At 71.5% G+C, this 25,250-nt stretch carries 18 protein-coding genes; 5 read left to right on the top strand and 13 right to left on the bottom strand.

All coding sequences use genetic code 11. The features are described 5' to 3' along the window. Window positions 1–275 precede the first annotated feature (275 nt). On the top strand, window positions 276–4,049 hold the full coding sequence (locus tag QQY66_RS32855) for a multifunctional oxoglutarate decarboxylase/oxoglutarate dehydrogenase thiamine pyrophosphate-binding subunit/dihydrolipoyllysine-residue succinyltransferase subunit (RefSeq protein WP_301983927.1): 3,774 nt from the start codon (window positions 276–278) through the stop codon (window positions 4,047–4,049). 96 nt (window positions 4,050–4,145) lie between these two features. On the opposite strand, the gene fxsT is transcribed toward QQY66_RS32855, so the two are convergent. The 9 genes from fxsT to QQY66_RS32810 all read right to left on the bottom strand — a co-directional run bounded on the left by fxsT (window position 4,146) and on the right by QQY66_RS32810 (window position 17,122). Continuing rightward, on the bottom strand, window positions 4,146–7,148 hold the full coding sequence (gene fxsT, locus QQY66_RS32850) for an FxSxx-COOH system tetratricopeptide repeat protein (protein ID WP_301983926.1): 3,003 nt from the start codon (window positions 7,146–7,148) through the stop codon (window positions 4,146–4,148). Window positions 7,149–7,224: 76 nt separating this feature from the next. Continuing rightward, complete coding sequence (locus tag QQY66_RS32845; protein WP_301983925.1) at window positions 7,225–8,517, bottom strand: HEXXH motif-containing putative peptide modification protein; 1,293 nt, start codon at window positions 8,515–8,517, stop codon at window positions 7,225–7,227. Continuing rightward, window positions 8,514–8,789, bottom strand: coding sequence for a hypothetical protein (locus QQY66_RS32840; protein WP_301983924.1), 276 nt, complete (start codon window positions 8,787–8,789; stop codon window positions 8,514–8,516). Before QQY66_RS32840 ends, QQY66_RS32845 begins: the two co-directional genes overlap by 4 nt. Before the next feature lie 91 nt (window positions 8,790–8,880). Continuing rightward, complete coding sequence (locus QQY66_RS32835) at window positions 8,881–12,084, bottom strand: SAV_2336 N-terminal domain-related protein (protein WP_301983923.1); 3,204 nt, start codon at window positions 12,082–12,084, stop codon at window positions 8,881–8,883. A 7-nt stretch (window positions 12,085–12,091) separates the two neighbouring features. After that, window positions 12,092–13,108, bottom strand: a complete 1,017-nt coding sequence (locus QQY66_RS32830; protein ID WP_301987572.1) for a MoxR family ATPase — start codon at window positions 13,106–13,108, stop codon at window positions 12,092–12,094. A 158-nt stretch (window positions 13,109–13,266) separates the two neighbouring features. Continuing rightward, a complete protein-coding gene (locus QQY66_RS32825) occupies window positions 13,267–15,339 on the bottom strand; it encodes a trypsin-like peptidase domain-containing protein (protein WP_301983922.1) in 2,073 nt (690 codons plus the stop codon). Beyond that, window positions 15,336–15,746 carry a CU044_2847 family protein gene (locus QQY66_RS32820; RefSeq protein WP_301983921.1) on the bottom strand — a complete coding sequence of 137 codons (411 nt, stop codon included), beginning with the start codon at window positions 15,744–15,746 and terminating at the stop codon, window positions 15,336–15,338. The genes QQY66_RS32825 and QQY66_RS32820 overlap by 4 nt, the downstream gene beginning before the upstream one ends. A gap of 215 nt (window positions 15,747–15,961) precedes the next feature. Continuing rightward, entirely contained in the window at window positions 15,962–16,138 is a 177-nt protein-coding gene (locus QQY66_RS32815; protein ID WP_301983920.1) for a DUF6104 family protein, read from the bottom strand. Between the two features lie 150 nt (window positions 16,139–16,288). Further along, window positions 16,289–17,122, bottom strand: a complete 834-nt coding sequence (locus QQY66_RS32810; RefSeq protein WP_301983919.1) for a hypothetical protein — start codon at window positions 17,120–17,122, stop codon at window positions 16,289–16,291. Window positions 17,123–17,268: 146 nt separating this feature from the next. Here QQY66_RS32810 and QQY66_RS32805 point away from each other — a divergent pair, with 146 nt between their 5' ends. Next, window positions 17,269–18,330, top strand: a complete 1,062-nt coding sequence (locus tag QQY66_RS32805; RefSeq protein ID WP_301983918.1) for a DUF4097 family beta strand repeat-containing protein — start codon at window positions 17,269–17,271, stop codon at window positions 18,328–18,330. Window position 18,331: 1 nt separating this feature from the next. Continuing rightward, window positions 18,332–19,393: a PadR family transcriptional regulator gene (locus QQY66_RS32800; protein ID WP_301983917.1), complete on the top strand. Its 1,062-nt coding sequence runs from the start codon at window positions 18,332–18,334 to the stop codon at window positions 19,391–19,393. A 70-nt stretch (window positions 19,394–19,463) separates the two neighbouring features. Here the strand turns inward: QQY66_RS32800 and QQY66_RS32795 are convergent, their stop codons facing one another. The 4 genes from QQY66_RS32795 to QQY66_RS32780 form a co-directional block, all read right to left on the bottom strand. After that, on the bottom strand, window positions 19,464–20,030 hold the full coding sequence (locus QQY66_RS32795) for a Clp protease N-terminal domain-containing protein (RefSeq protein WP_301983916.1): 567 nt from the start codon (window positions 20,028–20,030) through the stop codon (window positions 19,464–19,466). After that, window positions 20,030–20,239, bottom strand: coding sequence for an HTH domain-containing protein (locus QQY66_RS32790; protein ID WP_210572430.1), 210 nt, complete (start codon window positions 20,237–20,239; stop codon window positions 20,030–20,032). The genes QQY66_RS32795 and QQY66_RS32790 overlap by 1 nt, the downstream gene beginning before the upstream one ends. A gap of 151 nt (window positions 20,240–20,390) precedes the next feature. Next, window positions 20,391–21,356, bottom strand: coding sequence for a zinc-binding dehydrogenase (locus QQY66_RS32785; RefSeq protein ID WP_301983915.1), 966 nt, complete (start codon window positions 21,354–21,356; stop codon window positions 20,391–20,393). A gap of 188 nt (window positions 21,357–21,544) precedes the next feature. Then, window positions 21,545–22,768, bottom strand: coding sequence for an NADP-dependent malic enzyme (locus QQY66_RS32780; RefSeq protein WP_301983914.1), 1,224 nt, complete (start codon window positions 22,766–22,768; stop codon window positions 21,545–21,547). A 559-nt stretch (window positions 22,769–23,327) separates the two neighbouring features. On the opposite strand from QQY66_RS32780, the gene QQY66_RS32775 reads away from it, so the two are divergent. After that, window positions 23,328–24,284: an ABC transporter substrate-binding protein gene (locus QQY66_RS32775; protein ID WP_301983913.1), complete on the top strand. Its 957-nt coding sequence runs from the start codon at window positions 23,328–23,330 to the stop codon at window positions 24,282–24,284. Window positions 24,285–24,317: 33 nt separating this feature from the next. Beyond that, window positions 24,318–25,247, top strand: coding sequence for an amino acid ABC transporter permease (locus QQY66_RS32770; RefSeq protein WP_301983912.1), 930 nt, complete (start codon window positions 24,318–24,320; stop codon window positions 25,245–25,247). The last annotated feature ends 3 nt before the right edge of the window (window positions 25,248–25,250 follow it).

Genomic DNA, 25,250 nt, shown 5'->3' with positions numbered 1-25,250 from the left:
TTCGAACCGGAGCCACAAGATCCACGTCGGTCCCCGGCTGACAGGCACGTGTGATCAGGCAGAGACCCGCGCCTTGCTCGCGCCGGGTCGGGATCGAGCCATCCCTTCCGCACCAGAACCACGCCTGTTTCCCGCCATTTCCACCACCGAAACACGCGGTTCAGTGTGACTTACACGACGATGGGCAGGCCCGGACTGACCTTCGCGGCCACGGGGGCGTAGCCTTGATTCCCGCTGTCCATAACCTTGTGAAGCGGAAGAGGGCGGTTGCCGCCGTGTCGCCACAGTCCCCCAGTAACTCGAGCATCTCGACCGACACCGACCAAGCGGGGAAGAACCCCGCGGCCGCGTTCGGTCCGAACGAGTGGCTCGTCGACGAGATCTATCAGCAGTACCTCCAGGACCCGAATTCTGTAGACCGCGCCTGGTGGGACTTCTTCGCCGACTACAAGCCCGGGGCCGCCGCCCCGTCGGCTCCGGCGGGTACCGCGGCCGCGGGGGCCGCGGGCACCACCACCACGGCTCAGCCGGCGCAGGCCCCGGCCGCACCGGCCACTCCCGCCGCCCCGGCTCCGGCGCCCGCGGCCCCGAAGCCCGCCGCCGCGGCTCCCGCCCCGGCGAAGGCGCCCGCCAAGCCCGCTGCCGCCGCGCCCAAGGCCGCGCCCGCGACTCAGGCCCCCGACGGCCCGGAGTACGTGACGCTGCGCGGCCCGTCCGCCGCGGTCGCCAAGAACATGAACGCCTCGCTGGAGCTGCCCACGGCCACGTCCGTGCGCGCGGTCCCGGTGAAGCTGCTGTTCGACAACCGCATCGTCATCAACAACCACCTCAAGCGCGCCCGGGGCGGGAAGATCTCCTTCACGCACCTGATCGGCTACGCGATGGTGCAGGCCATCAAGGCCATGCCGTCGATGAACTACGCGTTCGGCGAGAAGGACGGCAAGCCGACGCTGATCAAGCCGGCGCACATCAACCTCGGCCTCGCCATCGACCTGGTGAAGCCGAACGGCGACCGCCAGCTGGTCGTCGCGGCCATCAAGAAGGCCGAGACGCTGAACTTCTTCGAGTTCTGGCAGGCCTACGAGGACATCGTCCGTCGCGCCCGCGACAACAAGCTGACGATGGACGACTTCACCGGTGTCACGGTCTCGCTGACCAACCCCGGTGGCCTCGGCACGGTCCACTCGGTCCCCCGCCTGATGCCCGGCCAGTCGGTCATCATGGGCGTCGGCTCCATGGACTACCCGGCGGAGTTCCAGGGCACCTCCCAGGACACGCTGAACAAGCTCGGCATCTCCAAGGTCATGACGCTCACGTCGACGTATGACCACCGGGTGATCCAGGGCGCGGCCTCCGGCGAGTTCCTGCGCGCGGTCGCCAACCTGCTCCTCGGCGAGAACGGGTTCTACGACGAGATCTTCGAGTCGCTGCGCATCCCCTACGAGCCGGTCCGCTGGCTCAAGGACATCGACGCGTCGCACGACGACGACGTGACGAAGGCCGCCCGCGTCTTCGAGCTGATCCACTCCTACCGGGTCCGCGGCCACGTCATGGCCGACACCGACCCGCTGGAGTACCGCCAGCGCAAGCACCCCGACCTCGACATCGTCGAGCACGGCCTCACCCTGTGGGACCTGGAGCGCGAGTTCGCCGTCGGTGGCTTCGCCGGCAAGTCGATGATGAAGCTGCGCGACATCCTCGGCGTGCTGCGCGACTCGTACTGCCGCACCACCGGCATCGAGTTCATGCACATCCAGGACCCCAAGCAGCGCAAGTGGATCCAGGACCGGGTCGAGCGCGGCCACACCAAGCCGGAGCGCGAGGAGCAGCTGCGCATCCTGCGCCGGCTGAACGCCGCGGAGGCCTTCGAGACCTTCCTGCAGACGAAGTACGTCGGCCAGAAGCGCTTCTCCCTGGAGGGCGGCGAGTCCGTCATCCCGCTGCTCGACGCGGTGCTGGACTCGGCCGCCGAGTCCCGCCTGGACGAGGTCGTCGTCGGCATGGCCCACCGCGGCCGGCTGAACGTGCTCGCCAACATCGTCGGCAAGTCGTACGCCCAGATCTTCCGCGAGTTCGAGGGCAACCTCGACCCGAAGTCGATGCACGGCTCCGGCGACGTGAAGTACCACCTGGGCGCCGAGGGCACGTTCACGGGCCTGGACGGCGAGCAGATCAAGGTCTCCCTGGCCGCGAACCCGTCCCACCTGGAGACGGTCGACCCGGTCATCGAGGGCATCTCCCGCGCCAAGCAGGACATCATCAACAAGGGCGGCACGGACTTCACGGTCCTGCCGGTGGCGATCCACGGCGACGCGGCCTTCGCGGGCCAGGGCGTGGTGGCCGAGACCCTGAACATGTCGCAGCTGCGCGGCTACCGCACCGGCGGCACGGTCCACGTCGTCATCAACAACCAGGTGGGCTTCACCGCCGCGCCGGAGTCGTCCCGCTCGTCGATGTACGCCACCGACGTGGCGCGCATGATCGAGGCCCCGATCTTCCACGTGAACGGCGACGACCCGGAGGCCTGCGTGCGCGTCGCGCGGCTGGCCTTCGAGTTCCGCCAGGCCTTCAACAAGGACGTGGTGATCGACCTCATCTGCTACCGCCGCCGCGGTCACAACGAGTCGGACAACCCGGCCTTCACCCAGCCGCTGATGTACGACCTGATCGACAAGAAGCGCTCGGTGCGCAAGCTGTACACCGAGTCCCTGATCGGTCGCGGCGACATCACCCTGGAAGAGGCCGAGCAGGCGCTGCAGGACTACCAGGGCCAGTTGGAGAAGGTCTTCACGGAGGTCCGTGAGGCGGTCTCGCAGCCGGCCGCGGCTCCGGTGTCGGACCCCCAGGCCGACTTCCCGGTCGCCGTGGGCACAGCGATCTCCACGGAGGTCGTCAAGCGGATCGCCGAGTCCCAGGTCAACATCCCGGACTCCTTCCACGTCCACCCGCGGCTGCTGCCGCAGCTGCAGCGCCGGGCGGCGATGGTCGAGGACGGCACGATCGACTGGGGCATGGGTGAGACCCTCGCGGTCGGTTCCCTCCTGCTGGAGGGCACCCCGGTCCGCCTGTCCGGCCAGGACTCCCAGCGGGGCACCTTCGGCCAGCGCCACGCGGTTCTCATCGACCGTCAGACGGGCGAGGAGTACACCCCGCTGCAGTACCTCGCCGAGGACCAGGCGCGGTACAACGTCTACAACTCCCTGCTGTCCGAATACGCGGTCATGGGCTTCGAGTACGGCTACTCGCTGGCCCGTCCCAACGCGCTCGTGATGTGGGAGGCGCAGTTCGGCGACTTCGTCAACGGCGCGCAGACGGTGGTCGACGAGTACATCTCGGCGGCCGAGCAGAAGTGGGGCCAGACGAGCGGCGTGACACTGCTCCTCCCCCACGGCTACGAGGGCCAGGGCCCGGACCACTCCTCGGCCCGCGTCGAGCGCTTCCTCCAGCTCTGCGCCCAGAACAACATGACGGTCGCGATGCCGACGCTCCCGTCGAACTACTTCCACCTCCTGCGGTGGCAGGTGCACAACCCGCACCACAAGCCGCTGGTGGTCTTCACGCCGAAGTCGATGCTGCGCCTCAAGACCGCCGCGTCGAAGACGGAGGAGTTCACGTCGGGTCAGTTCCGCCCGGTCATCGGCGACGCGGCCGTGGATCCGGCCGCGGTCCGCAAGGTCGTCTTCGTGGCGGGCAAGCTGTACTATGACCTGGAGGCGGAGCGCCAGAAGCGCGGCGCCAAGGACACGGCGATCATCCGTATCGAGCGGCTGTACCCGCTGCCGGGTGCCGAGCTCCAGGCCGAGATCGCCAAGTACTCGAACGCCGAGAAATACCTCTGGGCCCAGGAGGAGCCGGCGAACCAGGGTGCCTGGCCGTTCATCGCCCTCAACCTGATCGACCACCTGGACCTCGCGGTCGGCGCCGACATCCCGCACGGCGAGCGCCTGCGGCGCATCTCGCGCCCGCACGGCTCGTCCCCGGCGGTGGGCTCCGCGAAGCGGCACCAGGCCGAGCAGGAGCAGTTGGTGCGTGAGGTGTTCGAGGCGTAGTCCTCGCGACAAACGCACGACGGCACGCACGGCGAAGGGCCCGGTTCCGGAGTTTCTCCGGGGCCGGGCCCTTCGGCGTGCGGTCAGGCGTCGCGGTCAGCCCAGGAAGGGCTCGAAGTCCCAGTAGGGGCGCGTGCGTTGCCGGGCCGAGATGGTGTGCGGGTGCTGCGCGCCGAGCGTCCGGGTCAGGGCCAGCAGGCCGTCTTCCTCGAGCTTCCCGGCCTCCTCCTGCTCGCGCGCCGCGCGCAGGTCCGCGGCCAGCGCCACCTGCCCGGACAGCGTGAGCGGATGCTCGTCGCCCAGCGCGTGCCGGGCACGGCGCAGGGTGTCCCGGCTCAGCTCCGCGGCCTCGGCGATACGGCCGTTGAAGTTCCGCCCGCTCGCGGCGTTGAGGGCGCAGCCCAGGACCCACGGGTGGTCCGGGCCGAGCGTGGCGGTGAGACCGGCCAGCGCGGCCTCGAACATCGACATGGCCTCTGCGCGTTCACCGGCGGCCTGCATGACGAGGCCGCTGTTGGAGAGCATGCCGGTGGCGACCGGGTGCGCGGGACCGAGAAGGGAGCGGTAGCCCGCCTCCGCCTCGTCGATCAGGTCCCGGGACTGGCTGAGGTCACCGTGTTCCCGCAGATAGTTGCCGTAATTGCAGATGAAGGCCAGGGTGCGGTAGTGCCCGCGGCCGTGCACCTGCGCCAGCTGCTCGAGGAGGCTGGCCATCTCGGGGCCCGCGTCCTGGGTCTGGCCGCCCTCACGGCGGCGGCACATGACCAGCTGGCCGCGGGCGGAGAGCGTCTGCGGATGCTGCGGGCCGAGCACCTGCACATGCAGGCGGACCAGAGGCTCCTGACGGGTGAGCGCGTCGCGCCAGCGGCCGAGGAAGCGCAGGTCCTGCACGACCGCGTTGCCCGAGCTGAGTGTGTTGATGTGCCGGGCGCGCAGCACGCTCTCCCGCCGGGCGAGGGTCTCCAGGTCGAGGTCGTACGCCTCCTGGTACCTGCCCAGCAGCCGCAGCCCGACGCCGAGGTTGTGCCGGGCGATCAGCGTGGCGGCCTCGTCCGGGCCGAGCTGCCGGGCGTAGCCGTCGAAGGTCTCCCGTTGCAGCTCGTGCGCGTCGCCGTAGCGGCCCAGGTGGCGCAGGTCGGCGGCCATGGAGCCTTTGGTGGCCAGTTCGGCCAGCTCGTTGCGCGGCTCGGCGGTGTGCAACTGCTCATGGACGCCGCGGTCCAGCTCGTACGCGTCACGGAACCGGCCCATCGCCCGCAGGATGTTGCCCTCCTGCGTGGTCAGGTCGAGCAAGGGCTGGGCCAGCGGATCCATGAACTGCGACCAGTGGTCGCGGATCCGCTGCGCCAGGTCCAGACCGCTCTTGTACTCCCCGCTGCGGAAGCAGTACCGCAGGCAGTTCATGACGGTCTCCTGGACCCGGGTCTGGGTGCTGCTGAGCGCGCCCGAGGGTTCCAGGTGCGGCACCAGTTCGGCGTAGAGCGGCCAGTTCCTGCTGTCCAGGGGGTTGCCGGGGTCGGCCTGTGCGATCAGGATGCGGACCGCCCGGCGATGGGTGGTGCGGCTGTCCTCGCTGGTCAGCTTGGAGACGATGTCGTGGACCAGCCGGTGCATGTGCACCGACTCCTGGTGCGGCCCCATCTCCGCGCCGACCGGGCCTCGGGTCTCCCGGGTGAGCACCGAGTAGTTGACCAGGGTGTCCAGGGCCCGGGTCCAGGCGGCCAGGTCGGTCGACATCCACCGCAGCTCCTCGGGGAGGTCGGCCTGCGGATAGGCGCGGATGAGGCCGAGCGGGATGCGTCCGGGTGCGAACGAGGTGCACAGGCCCAGCACGTCGATGGCCTGCGGCTGGGCGTTGCGCAGGCGGTTGAGCAGTATCGACCAGGAGGTCATGGACGACTGCGGGAAGCCGTCGCCGGTGACGGGCTCGTCGACCGTGGTGAGCCTGCGCTCGCGCACCATCCGCAGGTACTCCGGCACTTCCATGCGCGACTCGCCGAGCCAGGAGGCGGCCTGGACGAGCGGCAGCGGTACGTCGCCGAACTCGGCGGCGACCTCGTCCGCCTGGTCGGCGGTGATGTGCGGGGCGCGGCGCATCAGATAGCCGGTGGACTCCTGGCGCAGGAAGGCGGGGATTTCCAGGACGTCGGTGTGCTCGCTCCAGGCACGGTTGCGTGAGGTGACGAGGACGTGCCCGGAGCCCTGCGGGAGCAGCGCGTTGATCCCGTCGGTGTCGTCCCAGCCGTCGAAGATCAGCAGCCAGTTGGTGTGCGGCTCGCCGCGTCGCAGGGCGTCCCGCACGGCGCGGATGCGTTCGCCGGGCTCGTTGCCGATGCGCAGTCCGAGTTCCACGGCGAGTTCGCCGAGCCGGTCCCGCTGGATGTTGCGGTCGTCGGAGTTGACCCACCACACCACGTCGTAGTCGGGGCTGAAACGGTGCGCGTATTCGGCGGCGAGCTGGGTCTTGCCGATGCCGGACATGCCCAGCAGGGTGCACACGGCGGCACTGCGGTCGGCGTCGGCGAGGCGCTGGTGGATGCCGGTGAGCAGATCGTCGCGGCCCGTGAACCGCGGGTTGCGGCGCGGCACTTCGCCCCAGATCTCGCACCGTGTCTCGGGGTAGCGGACCCTGACGGCGGGCGGCCTGGGGTTACGACGGCGTTCCAGGCCCAGCCGCCGCAGCAGCCGTTCCTCGGCCGCTTCCTCGCTGAGCCCCCACAGGCTGGCCGGTTCGAGGACCGCGGTGGCGGGCAGAAGCGGCCGGTTGGTGAGGTTGACGGCGGCGAACCGGTCGGCGTTCGCGGCGACGAAGCCGCGCAGCACGTCGTTCCACTCGCCGGCCGGGCGCGGGCCCAGTTCGAAGAACCAGTCGTCGAGGACGAGGAGCACCGGACCGGAGGACAGCAGCAGGTCGCCGAGCGAGTCCTCCAGCGGGACCTCGCGCGGCGGGTCCCAGCGCTGCAGGGTGGCCTGGTTTCCGTGACTCTCCAGGCACTGGGCGATCCATGTCGCCCACGAGCGGTGGTAGCCGGGGAAGACCACCAGGACGCGGTCGGGTGCCGAGGCACCGTCCCCGCCCGACCGCCGCTGTTCCGCCATCGCACGCTCCCTGTTCCCGCGTCTGCCGCTTCTCGCGCCACACGCTAACGCAATGCACTCATACGTACACGAAGTGTCACAGAAGGTTTCGGGCTGTCACCCCGAGACCTGCGTGGTGCCTACCCATCTCCTGGACGAACTCCCTGCCCGCACAGGTCAGTTCATCGGATTCGAGCAGGACGGACAAGGCCTCGCCGACCTCTTCCCGCTGCGCTTCGAATCGTTCCCGGGCCCTGAGCCGCCAGTCCGCGGGAGCCCGGGATCCGTTGCCTGCCCGCCACCACAGGTCGGTGAGTGCCAGATGCGCGTAGGCGCCCTGGAGAACCGCCGGAACGGGCCGTGGGTCGGAGCGCCAGGCCACCCGGTGCGCGGTACCCCTGCCGGGACGGCACAGCGGGACGAGTTCGTCGAGGGCGGCGAGCTTGCTGTGGTGCGTCTCGTGCACCAGGGACTCGGCAAGCTCCCGCCCCTCGTCGGGCAGCTGAGTCAGGGCGGCCCCCGGAGCGGACCGCAGGGTGGCGCCCATCGAGGTACCTCCCGGGCGCTCCGCAGCCGCCAGCGGCACCACGGCACGCAGCAGCCCCCGCAGCTCGGCGGCGCGGTCCGGATCCGTCGCGGACAGCAGCGCCGAGGCCTCGCGCCATCGACGGGCCCACATCCGGTAGGAGCTGTAGGGGCGTTCGGCCGCGAGCAGGGACTGCGGCCCTATGCCGGACGGCGGCGCCCGGTACGGGTCGAGGTCGTCGAGGACGACCGTGCTGCCGGGCAGGGTACGAAGCGCGGACCAGCCGGGTCCGCGCCCGGTCCCGCCGTGTGTGCCGCCCCCCGGCCGGACCACCGGCCGCGGCAGCAGGACGTCGTTGTGGCCCGCGTCGTCCGTGATCCGCACCAGCCCCGGCTGCCCGCTCAGCCGCGCATGGCCGGACGGACAGCGGAGCACGCCGAGGCCGGGCAGCACCAGCGCTCCCGAGGGGGTCGGGAGCGTACCGTCGACCGGGCAGCCCGCCCGGACGGCGGCCGCGACGGCCACGCCGCCCACCTGGGCCAGCTGCCGCGCGAAGGCCGCGCCGTCCGGTGCGGCGAGCGCCTCCGTGAGCCAGGCGCCGGTCATCGGGTAGTCGACGACCTCCCGGACCGCGGCGGCGTCGGTCCGCTCCGCCCGCACCAGCAGCGACCAGTCCCGCTCGAAGCGACGCCGGACCGCCGGGGCGAGCGCAGCGGACTGCCGCTCGACACGGACGAGGAGGGACTTGAGGAGCAGCATGCGACGCGCGTGGAGTGCGACACGCAGTACCGTCGTGGCCTTCGGCGCGGGCCGGGTCCTCGCGAGCGCCGTGAAGACTTCGGAGGAGACCGGAGCCCGGGTCATCCCCGGTTTTCCTCGGCCTGCCCGACCTCGGCGAGTCCGACTGAAAACGTTCGTTTACCAGGCTTCCCCGGATTGTCCCCGCCTTCGCCGTCGCCGTACCAGACCTCCCGGAACTCGGTGGCGCCGCACAGCACTTGCTCGACGGCCGCACTGAGCCCCGGATCGTCCATGGCACGCAAAGTCCGCAGGTCTATGTCGGTGAGGTCGGGCAGGGGCGCGGTACGTCCGGCGTCCTCACCGGGGCCGACCGCCCTCTTCCGCTGCTCCGCCACCCTCGGCTCCTCCCTGCCCGCGCCTGCCCCGCCCAGTCGCCGTAGCTGCCGTCTTCTTCCCGACGGGCCGGGAACAGAAACCCTGTGCGGATCAACTCCGGTCAAGCTCGCCTGTGTTGGTCCACTCCTGCGACCACGGCCACCACGGCGGCGCCACCCGCCCCCACGCCTGCTCCGGCATCGCCCGTGTCCCGCCCGGCCGATCCGGTGCCGCCGCGAGCTCCTCCTGCGCGCGCCGCGTCAACTCCACGTCTGCCCAGTCGACCTCGCGCAATGCGGCGGCCAGCCCCTGCCACCGCTCCCGGGCCGACCGGTACGCCGTCAGGGCCGCCCCCGGCCGCCCCATGAGCACGAGGACCGCGCCGCGTCCGTGCCGGGCCCGGGCCGCCGTCACCGAGCCCGGATCGGTGCCGTGGGCCGCCCCGGCCTCGCGCTCGGCGTTCTCGTACGCCTGGAGCGCGTCGACGAGGACGGGCGCCCCGGCCCGGTACCACCCTTCGAGGCGCACCCGGCCGAGCTGGAGCCAGGCCTCGGCGCGTACGCCGACGTCGGCCGCGGCGCGCACCGCCTGGGTCAGCAGATGCCGGCTCTCGAACAGGTCCGGCAGGAAGCCCAGATGACGGAACCGCTGCGCCAGCGCGCTGCCGACGAGCCCCTGCAGCCGGCCGCGCTGCTCGGACGACGCTGGCAGCGCCTTGAGCGCTTCGCGCAGCACGTTCTCGGCGCGGTCCACGATCCGCGCGCCGTCCCCTGCCGAAGCGCGCCTGAGCAGCGACTCGCCCCAGGCCGTGAGGAGTTCGCAGCGCCGAAGGCTGTCGGGCGGGGCGAGCAGGGCGGCGCTCTCGTACGCTTCGTCGGCCTCCCGCATCTCGCCCGCCGCGTCGTGGAACGTGGCCAGGGCGGCCAGGCAGGGCAGCCGCAGGGCGGGGTCGTCGCCCGCGGCACGTTCAGCCGCTACGAGGACCGCGCGCGTCATCGCGCCCTCGGCTCCGGCCGCGCGCAGCGCCCGCGCCAGATCGAGCAGAGCCGGACTGCGTACAGCGTCGGGAGCGCTGTCGAGGTCCAACAGAGCGCAGGCCTCCTCCAGTTCGGGAACGGCGGCAACGGGCCTGGCCAGATCGAGCAGGATCCGCCCGCGTCGCAGCAACCGAGCCCGGTGCGCGACCTGGAAACGCCCGGCGTCCGCCCGCTCGCTCACCGCCCCGGCCTCCGCCTGCCGCCTCCCCTCGCCGGCCAGGCGAGCCACCGTGGGCCATGGAGCGGTCTCGGGTGCGAGGACGTCCAGCGCGGCCGTCAGCTGCTCGGTCTCGCCCGTCAGGCGCCACAGCTCATGGCGGCCCGCCGCGAGTTCGAGCGCGGCGTCGGCCTGTTCCGCGCTGTCCGCCGAGGCCGCGGACTGGGCCGTCGCCAGCTCCTCGACCGCCGTGCGCAGCAGCTCGGTCCGGCGGCCTCCCGCTCGCGCCGCCGACGTCCCGGCCTCGGCGCGCAGCACCCGGCCGAGGACCAGCCGGGCCCGTACGCCGTCGTCCCCGGCCGGCGCGGGTACGCGTACCGCGGCCTCCGCCTGTTCCCGCGCCCGGTGCAGCACCTCCGGGTCGGCCAGCGCCTGCCACTGGCCGAACAGCCGCTCCGCCTCGTCGACGGGCCGGGGGGTCACCAGATCGGGCAGGTAGAAGCGCAGCACCCGCGCCGGGATGCGCGCGAACAGCTCGGCCTCGACTCCCCCTTCGGCGTCCCGGGGGCCGTCGGCGTCCAGGGACGGGCCACCGACGGTGGGAGCGTGGTCGGCGAGCCGGGCGGCGGCGAACGCGGCGAAGTTGCGGGTCCCCTTGCCGAAGTGCCGTTCGACGTAGGCGGAGCAGTGCTTGAGGACCAGTCCGGCCGTGTCCTGGTCGAGGGAGGAGAGCAGCAGGTCCTGTACCCGGCCCGGGTAGGCGAAGCAGGGCTGGGCCTCGGTGCCGGGCAGCTGGCGCAGCAGTCCGCCGAGCAGCACCTCGGCCAGCTCCATGGGGCCGGTGTCCGGGAGCATGGCCCGCTGGACGAGCTGCATGACCGGCAGGGTGAGCGGCGCCGCCGCGAGGTACACGGCCAGCCGGAGCGCGCCGGGCGAGGCGCCGGCCCGAAAGGCGCGCACGAGTTCGTCATCGCCACGCGGGCCCCCGGGTGGGGAGGCCGCGCTCCGGGCGGAGGCCTCGGACGGCACCTCCGGGGTCGTCCAGGCGGCCCACGCCCGCTCGCGGGTCGGCCCGGTGCCCGACAAGAGCCGTGCCCACGCCTCGAACGCCTCGGCACTCGGCTGGAGCACCGGCACGGGCCGGGCATCGGCGGCCGGTTCGTCCCAGGGCTCGTCGTCGGGCAGGAAGGTGATGCGGCCGCCGAGTTCGGCGGGCCGCAGGAGCAGGCCCGGTTCGGCGGGCAGGGCGGTACGGCCCCACAGGCGCGGCGGCAGCGGCTGGATCACGGCGAGCGGCGAGGCACGGGGCCAGGTGTGCAGGAGTCGCTGCGCGGCGCCGTTCTGCCACAGAGGGCCGACGCAGTCACTGATCACGAAGGTGAGGCAACGGCCCGACGGGTCGTGCAGTTCGTCGGCCGAGCGCAGCCGGGTGTGCCGGGCGGGCCCGGCGGTCGTACCGACGAGGGGGGTACCGGATCCGTCGTCGTACAGCTGGTGGACGCGTACGGACGCGAAGGCGCCGGACTGCTGGCAGGCCTGCCGCAGTTCCTCGACCAGCCGGCCCCATACGGCCATCGCGGGTCCCGTGTCCATCAGCAGCTGGACGTCGCAGCGGTGCCGGCGTCCGAGCCGTGGCACGGGCAGCAGAAGCCCGCTCGCGGCGGCGTGTTCGGCGGTCTTCTCCTCGTCGATCCCGGCTTCCTGGGATGCGGACGCGTCGACCCGGTAGCGGCCGAGGGCCCGTAGCGCCTTCTCCAGGCCGAGCAGTCCGGGCAGGGCGGTGGCGGCGGGAGCACGCACCGGGAAGACGTGCTGGGTGCCGTCGGCCAGGGCGCCCGGGGCGCCGGCGGCCGTGTGCAGAGGGACCGGGGTGGACGGGGCCGGGTCGTCACCGGTCCGCCGTCCGCCGGACGGGACCGGTTCCCCGGGGCGGTCCGGCCGCTCCTCCGGCGGGACGTGCGCCGGCTCCGGGACGTCCTGAGCGCCGCCGGGATCGTCGCGGGGAGCCGCCGCGTCGAGCCGCCGGGCCAGCCAGACCGCGTCGGCGACCTGTTCGGCGGTCAGGTCGAGGCCGCCGCGGCGCAGCCTGCTGATCAGCTCGTCCAGACGTATTCCCGGCATCCGTCCCTCACCTCGTACGGTCGAGCGGCTGCATCAGCAGGTCCGCGATGCGCTCCCGGGTGAGGCGTTCCGTGTTCGGTGCGTGCTGGGTGAGGAAGAGGGCGTTGAGCAACTGGTCCGCGGCGACGACCTCGCCCGGCTCGCGGTCCAGGAACCGGGCGATCAGATCGCGGCCGGCGGCGAGGCCCTCGTCACCGAGGTGCGCCTCGACCATGGCGGTGAGCTGCTCCTCGCCGGGCGGCTCGAGTTCGAGCTGGACGCAGCGCCTGAGCAGCGGGGCGGGGAAGTCCCGTTCGCCGTTGGACGTCAGGACGATCACCGGGAAGGCGGTGCAGGCGATCCGTCCGTCCCGTACGGACACGCGCTCGCCGTCGTGGGTGAGCACCTCCACGACGGGTTCGCGGTCCGCGAGCCGCTCCAGCTCGGGGATGGCGAACTCGCCCTCCTCCAGCGTGTTCAGCAGGTCGTTGGGCAGGTCGAGGTCGCTCTTGTCGAGCTCGTCGATGAGCAGGACGCGGGGTCGCTCCGCGGGCAGCAGCGCGGTGCCGAGCGGCCCGAGCCGGATGTACGACCCGATGCCGGAGGGGGCCGCCGCGGGCCCGGCGCCGCCCTGGGCCCGCTCCAGCTGGACGTCCTGGAGCCGGCCGATCGCGTCGTAGCGGTACAGGCCGTCCTGCAGGGTGGACCGGCTGGCGATCGGCCAGCGCAACACCCGCCCCAGGCCCAGCTCGTGGGCCACCGCGTAGGCGAGGGTGGACTTGCCGGTGCCCGGGTTGCCGGTGACGAGGAGCGGGCGGCGCAGATAGAGCGCGGCGTTGACGGCGTCGACCTCGGCGGCACGCGGCGCGTAGTTCTCCACGAGGCGGCGGCGGACGCCGAGCCGGCGGGCGCTGCTGGGGTCCTCGTCGCCGGGCTCCGGGCCGCTCCGCGCGCCCTCGAAGTCGCGCCACGGCGGCGGGGCAGGCAACTGCCGTACACCGTCGTGCGGCTGACCCACTCCTCGGTAGATCCGCCAGTCGTTCACCATGGGCTCCTCCCGGCTCTGGTGATCATGCAGCGGGCCCGGCCGTTCGACGTATGACGTTACCGCCCAACCACCGTGCCTGCCGAGGTTCCAGGGCGCCCGGTGTTCCGATCCGGTCGGCCAACGCCCTTGTCTCATATGCCGGTTGACGGGCCCGCTCAGCTGTCGGGTCCGGCCGGCGACGGCGGTCGCATGGGCTCCCTTCCGTAGGGCGGACGGTCCGGTGGATCCAGGAGTACGGCGATTCTGCCCCGCAGGCCTTGAACCCGCGCGGTGTCGAGATCGGCCGCCCGGATGCGCAGTTCGCGCACCGGAGCGTGCAGGGCGTCCACCCGGCCGGCCGACTCCAGCAGACCGGCGGCCTGTCCGTGAAAGTCGCGGCACTCGTCGTGATCGTGGCCGTCCCGGCGCCAGAGCACCACGGAGTGACCGGTCATCAGCGCTGCCTCCAGGGCCACCCGGGCGTCCCCGCTGCCGACGGGGCCGCACAGCACGGGGACTCGCCCTTCCGCCATGCCCAGCATGCGGCCGTAGACAGCCCATTTGCGCTGCTGTCCGCCGGCCGTGCCGCCGTCCTCACGCGCGTCGGCGTACAGCGGTTCGGCGGACAGCCGGCCGCGTTGCGTGCCCCGCCAGCGGTGGCGCCAGTCGGGCTTCGGAACACCGCTGTTGCGCTTCAGGTCGCGGATGACGACGGTTCTGCGCAGTCCGAGTGGTACGGACCGCTCGTCGAACAGGTCGGCTTCGTCGTCCTCCGGGTCGTCCGGGGCGAGCTGCCATTCGTCGACCGGGAGGTCGAACAGCCGACGTGGCAGGAACACCTCCACCGCGGCCAGGTGTTCACCGTGGTCGCCCTGGCTCAGGGCCCGCGCGAGCGGTTCCCGCAGGGACTCATGCAGCCGCTCCAGGGGCACGCCGCGGTCGTCGCCGTCGACCGGCGTGACGTCGCGGCCGTCGTACAGGAGCTGGACGCGCCAGGGATAGCGGTCGCCGTAGAGGCGGTCGCCGATGGTGACGAGGACGTCGATGCGGGTCGGGGGCGGCGCCGGGGCCGGCCCGGGCCCGGGTGGGCGGCCGAGACCGTCGAGAAGCCGGCCGATGTGTTCGCGCACCGCCCAGTGGTCGTGGTGGCGGGCCTGCTCGGTGATCCAGTCGGTGAACTCACGCAGCGGCTCCCGCGCCACCTCGGCAGGGCGCTCCCGGACGCAGTGCAGGGCCACCATCGCCGCGTACAGCAGGACGGCTTCGAGATCGACGCGGGACCTCCCGTCGCCATGGCCCGGGGCGCGCAGGCCCGTCAGCAGTCCGGTGCCCTCCCGCCAGGTGTGCGGTTCGTGCAGGATCGGGGAGGGGGACCGCTCGTCCGTCACCAGGCGCCTGACCTCGTGGACCAGGCGCATGACGTCGCCCGTACGGGCGGGCGGCGGGAGGTGGGCGAGGTGGCCGTGGAGGCGGATCCGCAGCTCGGGGGTGACGGCCGAGCCGCGCTGCCCCGGCAGGTCGGCCTGGGCTGAGGGCCAGTCCGGATCCGCCGGCCGGCCGTCGGACAGCCGACCGAGGTGGTACAGGTCGTGCTCGCGCAGCACGGTGTGCAGGACGTCGCCGCCGGGCAGCTCCAGCAGTTGGTACAGCGCGGTGATCGGGACGGCGACCCCCTCGTCCCGGCCGCGGCCCTTGTTCAGGCCGACGACCGCGCCGTACCTCAGATCGACCACGGGTCCGCCCGATAGCCCGTCGACGGGCAGGCTGTCGCCGATCACCATCGCGCCCGCGTCCCAGCCGCGGGCCTCGCCGACGCCGCCCCGTATGCCGACGTCGCCGGTCTGCCGTGACCAGCCGTGCAGACCGACCGGGCCGGGGATGCCCGGCTCGCGGTCGGTGAGCCACACGCACCGCGCGTCCGTCGCGGCCGGGACCCTGACGAGCGCGATGTCCGGCAACGGCCAGCTGCTGCCTGCCCTTTCGGGTGCGGCGGGCCGGGGCTTGGCGAGGACGACTTCACCGGTGGTGGCGCTCGATGCGCCGCTGATGGCGTCACCCTCCCAGGTGACACCGACGGCAGCCTCCCCTCGCAACACCGCAGCTCCCCCCTTTCCCACGACATGAGCGCAGGTCAGCAGCCAGCCCGGGGCGATGAAGAAGCCTGATCCCCAGTAGCCCTTTGCATACCCGGCGCCCGGCTCCTCGATGCGGGCGAGGGAGGGGCGCACCACGACTTCGAGGGCGCTCATTCGGGGCCGGAGGCCAGGCGTCCGTTCGACGCGTCGCCGCCGTCTCCCGGCCGCGGATCCGGGCCGCCGTCCTCCCGGGCCGGTTCGGTCCAGGTCAGGGACACCGTCAGCGCGGCCTGACCGCCGGCTCCCGCGATGGCGCTCACGATCCTGCCGGACTGCGCCGACAGTTCGATGCCGAAGGTCACGGCCACCTCGACCGGCGCCGTGAGGTCCAGACCGGCGCGCAAGGAGCGCACGACGCCGCCGACCGTGCCGGAGAGGCCGTCGGCCATGTCGGTGATCCGGCCCCCGATTCCGGTGTCCTGATAACCGTCCCGTTCCAGCGCGGCCTCGTCCGCCGCGCCGATTCTGGCCCATACGACGGTCCCGTCGTCGAGCCGTATCCGTTCGACCCCTCCACCCATGGCGCCCCCGTCCTCCGCTCCGCAAGGGAAGGAAGAAGGCTAACTCCGGATGAAGTCCAGTGCGAGAGGGGCCAGTTGACGATCGGACCCAAGCAGGTCGGGCGAAGTCCGCTGCGGTTCGGCAGCGCCCCGAAGGGGCGCGGGGCTGTGTGAGCGACCAGCCACGATGGCGCCGCAGACGACCGACGGCCCATCGCGGCACTCCAGCGGAGCGCTTAGTCGTCCTCGTCGTCCAGCCGGGCCAGCCAGGTCGCCAGGCGCTCGACCGGCACCTCGAAGTCCGGGTTGAGATCCACGAACGTCCGCAGCTGCTCGGCAAGCCACTCGAAGGTGATCTCTTCCTCGCCGCGCCGCTTCTCCAGTTCCTCGATGCCGCGGTCGGTGAAGTACATGGGGTGCTCTCCGTCGTCATACGTCCTGGTCGGGCAGTGAAGGACAGCCTATGTAATCGGGGGTCTGTACGGTTTCCGCCGGCCCCGGAGCGCGGCTGGAGCACGGTGCACACGCGCGTGCGTCGGCCGCTCGGGCGCGGGCGCCGCGCGTCAGTCGCGCGGGCGCACGATCCCGTACGTCAGCCCGAACGCGCCGTGCGCGACCAGCAGCGCCCCCGCAACGACCCAGCCGCCACTGCGCCGCCGTACACCCCAGACCGCCAGCGGGAGCCCCACCGCCACCTGCGCGAGGGCGAGCGCGCGGGCCCTGGGGTCGCCGGACCAGGGCAGCCAGGGGGCCAGACGGGCGCGATCGACGGCGGCCAGTCTCGCGCGCACGGCCTCGCGCCCGCCCGGCCACTCCACGATCCGCGCCTGTGGGTGGGCGCGGGCCGCCTCGCTCAGCCGGTCGGCGGGTTCGCCGGGGGCGAGGCCGGCGGGTAGGGCCACTCCCGCGCGCGTGAGGACCGTGAGCAGGCCACGCACGCGTGCGCGCGCGTCGGCGGCGGAGTCCGGTTTCGTCAGGGCGTCCAGTGCCTGCATGTCCAGCTCCGGGTCGAGCCCGAGACGGGCGGCGAAGGTGCGCATGGCCTCGTCCTCGCCTGCCGGGATGCCATCGGTGAGCCAGTCGTAGCCGACGGGGCGGCGGAAGCCGGACGCGAGGGTGAAGCCGCTGCGGTCGGCGTCCCACCAGACGGCGAGGACGGGCCAGGGGGCGCCGACGGCCAGGGCGGTGGCCCAGCCGGTGACGACGCGGTCGACGGGTTCACCGCCGTGCCGCCACGGCGTGCCCTCGGGGACGAGGACGCTCCACTCCGCGCCGGCCGGGGTGAGCAGCATGCGCTCGTGCAGCAGCTGGGCGGCGGGGCCGACGGACTCGGGCTCCGCCCGGCAGAGCAGCAGGGCACCTGGCGCGGGAGCGGTACGGGAGGCTTCCGTCGACATGATCACACGGTAGGTCGATCAGCCCCATTCAGGCATTTCGAGGGAGCAGGCATCCCCGGAACGAGTGTCTTGACTTTCCCCATCCGCGATATATCTTGAATAGCAAGAGACGCGATATGACGCGTCGCCGCTAGGAGGTCTGCACCATGTCCGAGTGGTCCGTCACCGAGCCCAGGAAGCTCACCTTCGACGAGCCGGTGAGCGAGCTCCATGTGCGCATCGTCAACGGAACGGTGAACGTCGTGGGGACGGACGAAGGTTCCGCCCGCCTGGAGGTCTCCGAGATCGAGGGCCCGCCCCTGGTGGTCACCCAGCAGGACGGCACGCTGACGGTGGCGTACGACGACCTGCCCTGGAAGGGCTTCCTCAAGTGGCTGGACCGCAAGGGCTGGCGCCGCAGTGCCGTGGTCTCCCTGGCCGTTCCGGCGTCCACGCGCGTGGAGGTGGGGGTGGTCGGCGCGGGCGCGGTCGTCTCCGGGATCGACGGTCCTTCGGTGGTGAAGGGCGTCACCGGCGACACGGCCCTCGTCCGGCTCTCCGGTCCGGTCCGCGCGGACACGGTCTCCGGGAATCTGGAGGCCCAGGCCGTCACCGGCGATCTGCGCTTCAACTCGGTCTCCGGCGACCTCACCGTGGTCGAGGGCTCGGGCTCCTCCGTGCGGGCCGACTCGGTCAGCGGCTCCATGATCATCGATCTGGATCCCGAGGGCCCCACGGACGTACGCCTGACCAGCGTCTCCGGCGAGATCGCCATCCGGCTGCCGCAGCGGGCGGACGCCGAGGTCGAGGCGAACACCGCGAGCGGGACGATCTCCAACGCCTTCGAAGGACTCCGCGTCCACGGCCAGTGGGGCGCCCACAAGATCACCGGCCGTCTCGGCCCGGGCAACGGCAAGCTGCGCGCGACCACCGTCTCCGGCTCGATCGCGCTGCTGCCCCGCCCGCCCAGGGAGGACGAGGAGGAAGAGCCGTGGGACTCGCCGGCCGGACCGGCGGACGTCCCGAGGGACGCCACCGGGGACGACGCCTCGGCGAACGGTCCACAGGACACCCCGGCGGACCGTCCACACGATGACCCGGCGGACCGTCCACACGATGACCCGGGGCACGAACCACAGGCCGACTCGGGGGACAATTCCGTTTCCGGTCCGGGCGCCGGCGCCACCAGCGCCCCGGCCGACGGCACGACCGACAAGAAGGTGCTCTGACATGCCTCCCGTCTTCGCCCACGGCCGCCTGCGCCTCTACCTGCTGAAGCTGCTGGACGAATCACCGCGCCACGGCTACGAGGTGATCCGGCTCCTCGAAGACCGCTTCCAGGGCCTGTACGCCCCCTCGGCGGGCACCGTCTACCCGCGCCTGACCAAGCTGGAGGCCGAGGGCCTGGTCACCCACACCACCGAGGGCGGCCGCAAGGTGTACGCCATCACGGACGCGGGCCGCGCCGAACTGGCCGACCGCAGCGGTGAACTCGCCGACCTGGAACTGGAGATCCGCGAGTCCGTCGCGGAACTCGCCGCCGAGATCCAGGCCGATGTGCGCGGCGCGGCGGGCGACCTGCGGCGCGAGGTGCGGGCGGCGGCGAGCGAGGCCCGCCGGGGCACCGGCACCCAGGCACACGTCGAACCGGACGGCCCGCTCGGCGACTTCGCGGACTACGCCGACAACGAGGCGTGGCGCGCCGCCAAGGAGGAGATGCGTCGCGTCAAGCAGGAGTGGAAGGAGCAGGCCAGGCGCGCCAAGGACGAGAGCCGCCGGGCCCGCGAGGAGGCCCAGCGGGCCCGGCGCCAGGCCAAGGAGGCCCAGGACCGGGCCCGGGCGCAGGCGCAGGAGGAGGTGCAGCGCATCGCCCGACGGGTCCAGGAGCAGGTGCAGGACCACTTCGCGCGGGGCGACTGGCCGACGGGTGTGCGCGAGGGCCTGACGGAACTGGCCAGGGAGTTCGGCGAGTTCGGGAAGGACTACGGCAAGGAGTTCGGCAGGGACTTCGGTTTCGGCCGGACCGGCACCGCCAAGTCGGAGCCCGCCGAGCCGGAGTACTCCGACGCCCCGCAGGACTTCCCGGCCGACTTCGAACCCTCCTGGGCCCACGAGGCCCCCACCGGCGATCCGGCCCGCGACCTCGACCGTCTGCTGGACCGCTTCCGCGACGACATCCGCGACGCGGCCCGCGACCATGGCGTCACGGCCGACCAACTCCGCGACACCCGCCGCCACTTGTCGACGGCGGCGGCACATATCGGGGCGCTGCTGCGGACACCGAAGGGGTGACCCCGCGGCCCTCGTACGGCAGTGTGGCAACCAGGATCAGCCGCACTGCCGGCGGAAACGCCCCACCCCGTCAGCCGGCCTTCGCCTCTCCCCCGCCGTACAGCACACGCGTCAGCGCCTCGTACGTCACTCCGTGATCGGCGAGGACCTCGGCGGGGACGCCGGGACGGGCGGCCAGAGCGAGGAGGATGTGCTCGTCGCCGATGTGCCGGTCGCGGCGCCCGGAAGCGACCCGCAGGGCCTCCACAAGCGTGTCCTTGGCGCCCCGACTGAAGGGACGATGCCCGAACCACCCCTTGCCGCGCCGGTCACCGGACATCGCCCCGACACCGTGCACCTCCTCGACCCGGGCGACGATCTCCGTGACGTCGATCCCCAGTCCCGCGAGCGCGTCGGCGTCGGCCCGCGACAGCCCGCCCCGCCGCCGCGCCTCGACGACGGCGCTCCGCACCGACTCCTTGCCGTCCGTGCCATTGCCGAGGAGCGAGGACAACGCGAAGGAGCCCCGGCTGCCCTCCCTGTCCAGCAGGGCGAGCAGCATGTGCTCGGTGTCGACGCACGCCACCTGCTCCCGCTCGGCGCACCCCACCGCCCCCTCCACCACGGCCCGGGCGTCCTTCGTAAACCGCTCGAACATCAATTCCTCCCGTACTTCTTGTGCACGGCCTGCCTGCTCACACCGAGTTCCGCGGCGATCTCCTGCCACGACCAGCCCTGATTGCGCGCACTGCGCACCTGTACCGCCTCCAGCTGCTCCAGCAGCCGGCGCAGTGCGGCGACGGCCCGCAGCCCGACCCGGGGGTCGCGATCACCCGCACGCTCGGCGAGATCCGTTGCTTCGGTCATGACGTCAACCTACGTTGACATCGCATACTTGTCAACCATAGTTGACGCACGCCGAAGGCCGACCCGATACCGGGCCGGCCCTTGGCATACAGCGAATTGGCGTGCAGCGATTTGGCGTGCAGCGAATTGACGTGCAGCGAAAACGAAACCGTCAGCCGTTCGTGAACACGACCTTGCCGAACTGCTCACCGGACTCCAGCCGTTCGAAGCCCTCGCGAGCGCGGTCCAGCGGAAGCACCTCGTCGATCACGGGACGCACGCCCGTGGCGGCACAGAAGGAGAGCAGATCCTCCAGCTCGTCCTTGGTGCCCATCGTGGACCCCACGACCTTGAGTTCCAGGAAGAAGATCCGCGTCAGTTCGGCATGCGAAGGACGGTCACCGCTCGTCGCGCCGGAGATGACGAGAGTGCCCCCGGGCCGCAGTGACTTCACGGAATGCGACCAGGTGGCGGCGCCCACGGTCTCGATCACGGCATCGACCCGCTGCGGCAGCCGCGCCCCCGACTCCACGGCCTCCACCGCCCCCAGCTCCACGGCCCGCTTCCGCTTGGCCTCGTCCCGGCTGGTGGCGAAGACCCGAAGCCCCGCCGCCTTCCCCAGCACGATCGCGGCCGTGGCGACCCCGCCGCCGGCCCCCTGCACGAGCACGGAGTCCCCCGGCCGCACCCCGGCATTGGTGAACAGCATCCGATACGCCGTCAGCCAGGCCGTCGGCAGACAGGCGGCCTCCTCGAAGGACAGCTCCTTGGGCTTCGGCAGCACGTTCCACGTCGGTACGGCGACCTGCTCGGCGAAGGTTCCCTGGTACCGCTCGGTGAGGATGGAGCGCGGCTCCTTGGGGCCGACCCCGTGCCCGCTCTGACCGATGACGGAGTGCAGCACGACCTCGTTGCCGTCCTCGTCGACACCCGCGGCGTCGCATCCGAGGATCATCGGCAGCAAGGCGTCCGTGAGGCCCACGCCCCGCAGCGACCACAGGTCGTGATGGTTGAGAGAGGCGGCTCTGACGTTGACGACGCTCCAACCGGCACGAGCCTCGGGAGCCGGACGCTCCCCCAGCTCCAGGCCGGTCAGCGGCTGGTCACGGTCGATTCGGGCAGCGTATGCGGCGAACATGGGCTCGACGATAGGGCGCGTGCGGGGCCCACGGAACAACAGGGCCCTGTGACACTTGCCCTCTTGCACGAACGCGCACGGGCGTTTGGTGCGGCGGCACCCCGCAACCACCCGAACGGCCCCACGAGCAGGCAAAGAAAAAGCAATGGCCCCGCCCAACCGGACGGGGCCACCACCTCACACCTGCCTCAGCGACGAGCCACACCCTCGGCCCGGGCAGCCGCGGCCACCGCCGCGGTCACCGCGGGGGCGACCCGCTCGTCGAAGGGCGACGGAATCACGTAGTCGGCGGCGAGGTCGTCCCCGACCACCGCGGCCAGCGCCTCGGCGGCCGCCAGCTTCATGCCCTCGGTGATCCGGGACGCCCGCACCTGCAGCGCGCCGGCGAAGATGCCCGGGAACGCCAGCACGTTGTTGATCTGGTTCGGGAAGTCCGAGCGCCCGGTCGCGACGACCGCCGCGTACTTGTGCGCCACCTCCGGGTGCACCTCGGGGTTCGGGTTGGCCATGGCGAACACGAACGCGCCCTCGGCCATGGAAGCGACCGCCGCCTCCGGGACCGTACCGCCGGAGACCCCGATGAAGACATCGGCGCCTTCCAGCGCCGCCTCCAGCGACCCGGTGATCCCGGCCTTGTTCGTCAGCTCGGCGAGCTCACGCTTGACCGGCGTCAGGTCCTCCCGGTCACCGGAGACGACACCCTTGCGGTCGGCCACCGCGACGTCCCCGATCCCGGCCTCGACCAGCATCTTCGCGATGGCGACACCAGCGGCACCGGCACCGGAGATGACGGCCCGAAGCTCATCGAGCCCCTTGCCCGTCAGCCGCGCGGCGTTCCGCAGGGCCGCCAGCGTCACGACCGCCGTACCGTGCTGGTCGTCGTGGAAGACCGGGATGTCCAGCCGCTCCTGCAGCTGCCGCTCGATCTCGAAGCACCGGGGCGCCGAGATGTCCTCCAGGTTCACTCCGCCGAACGACGGCGCGAGCCGCACCACGGTCTCGACGACCTCCTCGACACCGGTGCAGTCCAGCGCGATCGGGACCGCGTCCACGCCTCCGAACTGCTTGAACAGAATCGCCTTGCCCTCCATCACTGGAAGGGAGGCCTCCGGCCCGATGTCGCCGAGCCCGAGCACGGCCGTACCGTCGGTCACGACCGCGACCACGGACGACTTCCACGTGTAGTCGTGGACCAGCTCCGGCTGCTCGGCGATGGCGGTGCACACGCGGGCGACGCCGGGCGTGTACGCGAGGGACAGGTCGTCCTTGTCCCGGACCGGAACGGTGGCCTGCACGGCCATCTTGCCGCCGCGGTGCAGCGCGAATGCCGGATCGAAGGAATCGAGGGGCTCGCCCTCGCCGTTCTGGTCCGTAGTGCTGTCGCTGCGAGGATTGACGATCTCCGCTGCCACGTTGCTTTACCCCTTAGGTCTTCATGGTTTGAGGGTGGCCGCTCCTGGTTGAGGAGCGGGCGGGCACCGCGTAAGGCCCTTGTCGGTGATGCGTACGGGCACATACGCGACGGGCGCGCCGCACACGCGCCCTGAGCCCCGGATGAGGGGTGTAAAGAACCTTCTTACCGGACGGACGGTGCCGAGGACGAGTCCATAACGCGAAGATCACATGCCGGTGACATGACTCATACCTCAATGTAGGGACGCGTCCCGGAGAAACGCTTGACACCGAAGATCTTCCGGCCGGAACGAGGGATTCCCGCAGAAGGTCCGGCCACGATGTCCGACCTGCGGCGCCTCAGGGGTCACCCGTTATCCGATTTTGACATGAGGGGCGCCCTGAATGGCGTAGTCCGAATGGCAAGATGCCGTAATCACACAAGGTCGCGACACTCGAAGGCGAGTGCTCTCGTCGATCGGTGTGCTCTGGTCGACCCAAGACCCAAGGCGACTACCGAGCCCATCGGCAGCCGTCCGCCCCATCGGCAACTCCACCCATTCGCCGGAGGAACCCACCATGACCGCACGCTCCACCCGTCGTACGACCGCCACGCGCTCCCGCCTGGCAGCGGTCGGCTCGATCGCGGTCGCAGGCGCGCTGCTGCTCACCGGCTGCGGTGACCAGACGGAGAAAGCCGGCTCGGACGGCGGCGACACCGCCGTGTCGGCCCCGCTGGCCGACCGGCTGCCCAAGGAAATCCGCGACAAGGGCGTCATCAAGGTCGGTTCCGACATCGCCTACGCGCCGGTCGAGTTCAAGGACAGCTCCGGCAAGACGGTCGGCATCGACCCGGACCTCGCTGCCGCCATGGGCAAGCAGCTCGGCGTGACGTTCGACTTCGAGAACGGCACCTTCGACACCCTGATCACGGGTCTGCGCTCCAAGCGGTACGACATCGCGATGTCCGCGATGACCGACACGAAGGACCGCCAGGAGGGCATCGACTCCGACACCGGCAAGAAGGTCGGTGAAGGCGTGGACTTCGTCGACTACTTCACCGCCGGTGTCTCGATCTACACCCAGAAGGGCAAGAACACCGACATCAAGACCTGGTCGGACCTCTGCGGCAAGAAGATCGTGCTGCAGCGCGGCACGGTCTCCGAGGACCTCGCCAAGGCCGAGGCCAAGAAGTGCACCGGCGGCAAGACGATCTCCATCGAGCCGTTCGACAACGACCAGCAGGCCCAGACCCGCCTGCGCGCGGGCGGCGCGGACGCCGGCTCCTCCGACTTCCCGGTCGCCGCGTACGCGGTGAAGACCTCCGGCGGCGGCAAGGACTTCCAGCTGGTCGGCGAGCAGGTCGAGGCGGCGCCGTACGGCATCGCGGTCGCCAAGGACAACACCCAGCTGCGGGACGCCCTGAAGGCGGCGCTGGACGCGATCATCGCGAACGGCGAGTACGACAAGGTCATCAAGAAGTGGGGCGTCGAGGACGGCGCCGTCAAGGAAGCCACCATCAACGGCGGCAAGTGACCGCGGGACTGCGGGCACCGAAAGGCAACACCCGTGACTGTTGACATCGACAAGACGGACGGGCCGGCGGACACCCCGCCGGCCGGTCCGGAGGCCATCAAGGCCATCCCGGTCCGTCACTACGGCCGGTACGTCTCCGCCGTCATCGCGATCGCGATCCTCGGCGGCGTCGTGTACGCGTTCTCCCAGGGCAAGATCAACTGGGACGCGATCCCGGACTACTTCCTCGACGACCGCATCCTCAGCGGTGTCGGCAAGACGCTTCTGATCACCGTCCTGGCCATGGTGATCGGCGTCGTCGGCGGCATCCTGCTGGCCGTGGGGCGGCTGTCGAAGAACCCGGTGACCTCGTCCATCGCGTGGTTCTACATCTGGTTCTTCCGCGGTACGCCGGTCCTGGTGCAGCTCGTGGTCTGGTTCAACCTGGGCCTGGTCTTCGAGTACATCAACCTCGGCCCGTTCTACCGGGACGAGTGGTCGGACTTCATGACGCCGTTCCTGACGGCGCTGCTGGGTCTCGGCCTCAACGAGGCCGCGTACATGGCCGAGATCTGCCGTGCCGGTCTGCTCTCGGTCGACGAGGGCCAGACCGAGGCGAGCCACGCGCTGGGCATGAGCCACGCCAAGACGCTGCGCCGGATCGTCATCCCGCAGGCGATGCGCGTGATCGTGCCGCCGACGGGCAACGAGGTCATCAACATGCTGAAGACGACCTCGCTGGTGTCGGTCGTCCAGTACTCCGAGTTGTTCCGCGTCGCCCAGGACATCGGCCAGACCTCCGGCGCCCCGGCCGAGATGCTGTTCCTCGCCGCGGCCTGGTACCTGGCGCTGACCTCGGTGTTCAGCGTCGGCCAGTACTACCTCGAGAGGTACTACGCCCGCGGTTCCAGCCGTACTCTTCCGGACACGCCGTACCAGAAGATCAAGGCGAACATGCTGTCCCTCTCAGGCTGGAGGCGTTGACCG

This window comes from Streptomyces sp. DG2A-72 (assembly GCF_030499575.1).
Taxonomy (GTDB): domain Bacteria; phylum Actinomycetota; class Actinomycetes; order Streptomycetales; family Streptomycetaceae; genus Streptomyces.
This window is presented reverse-complemented; position numbering and strand designations above follow the sequence as displayed.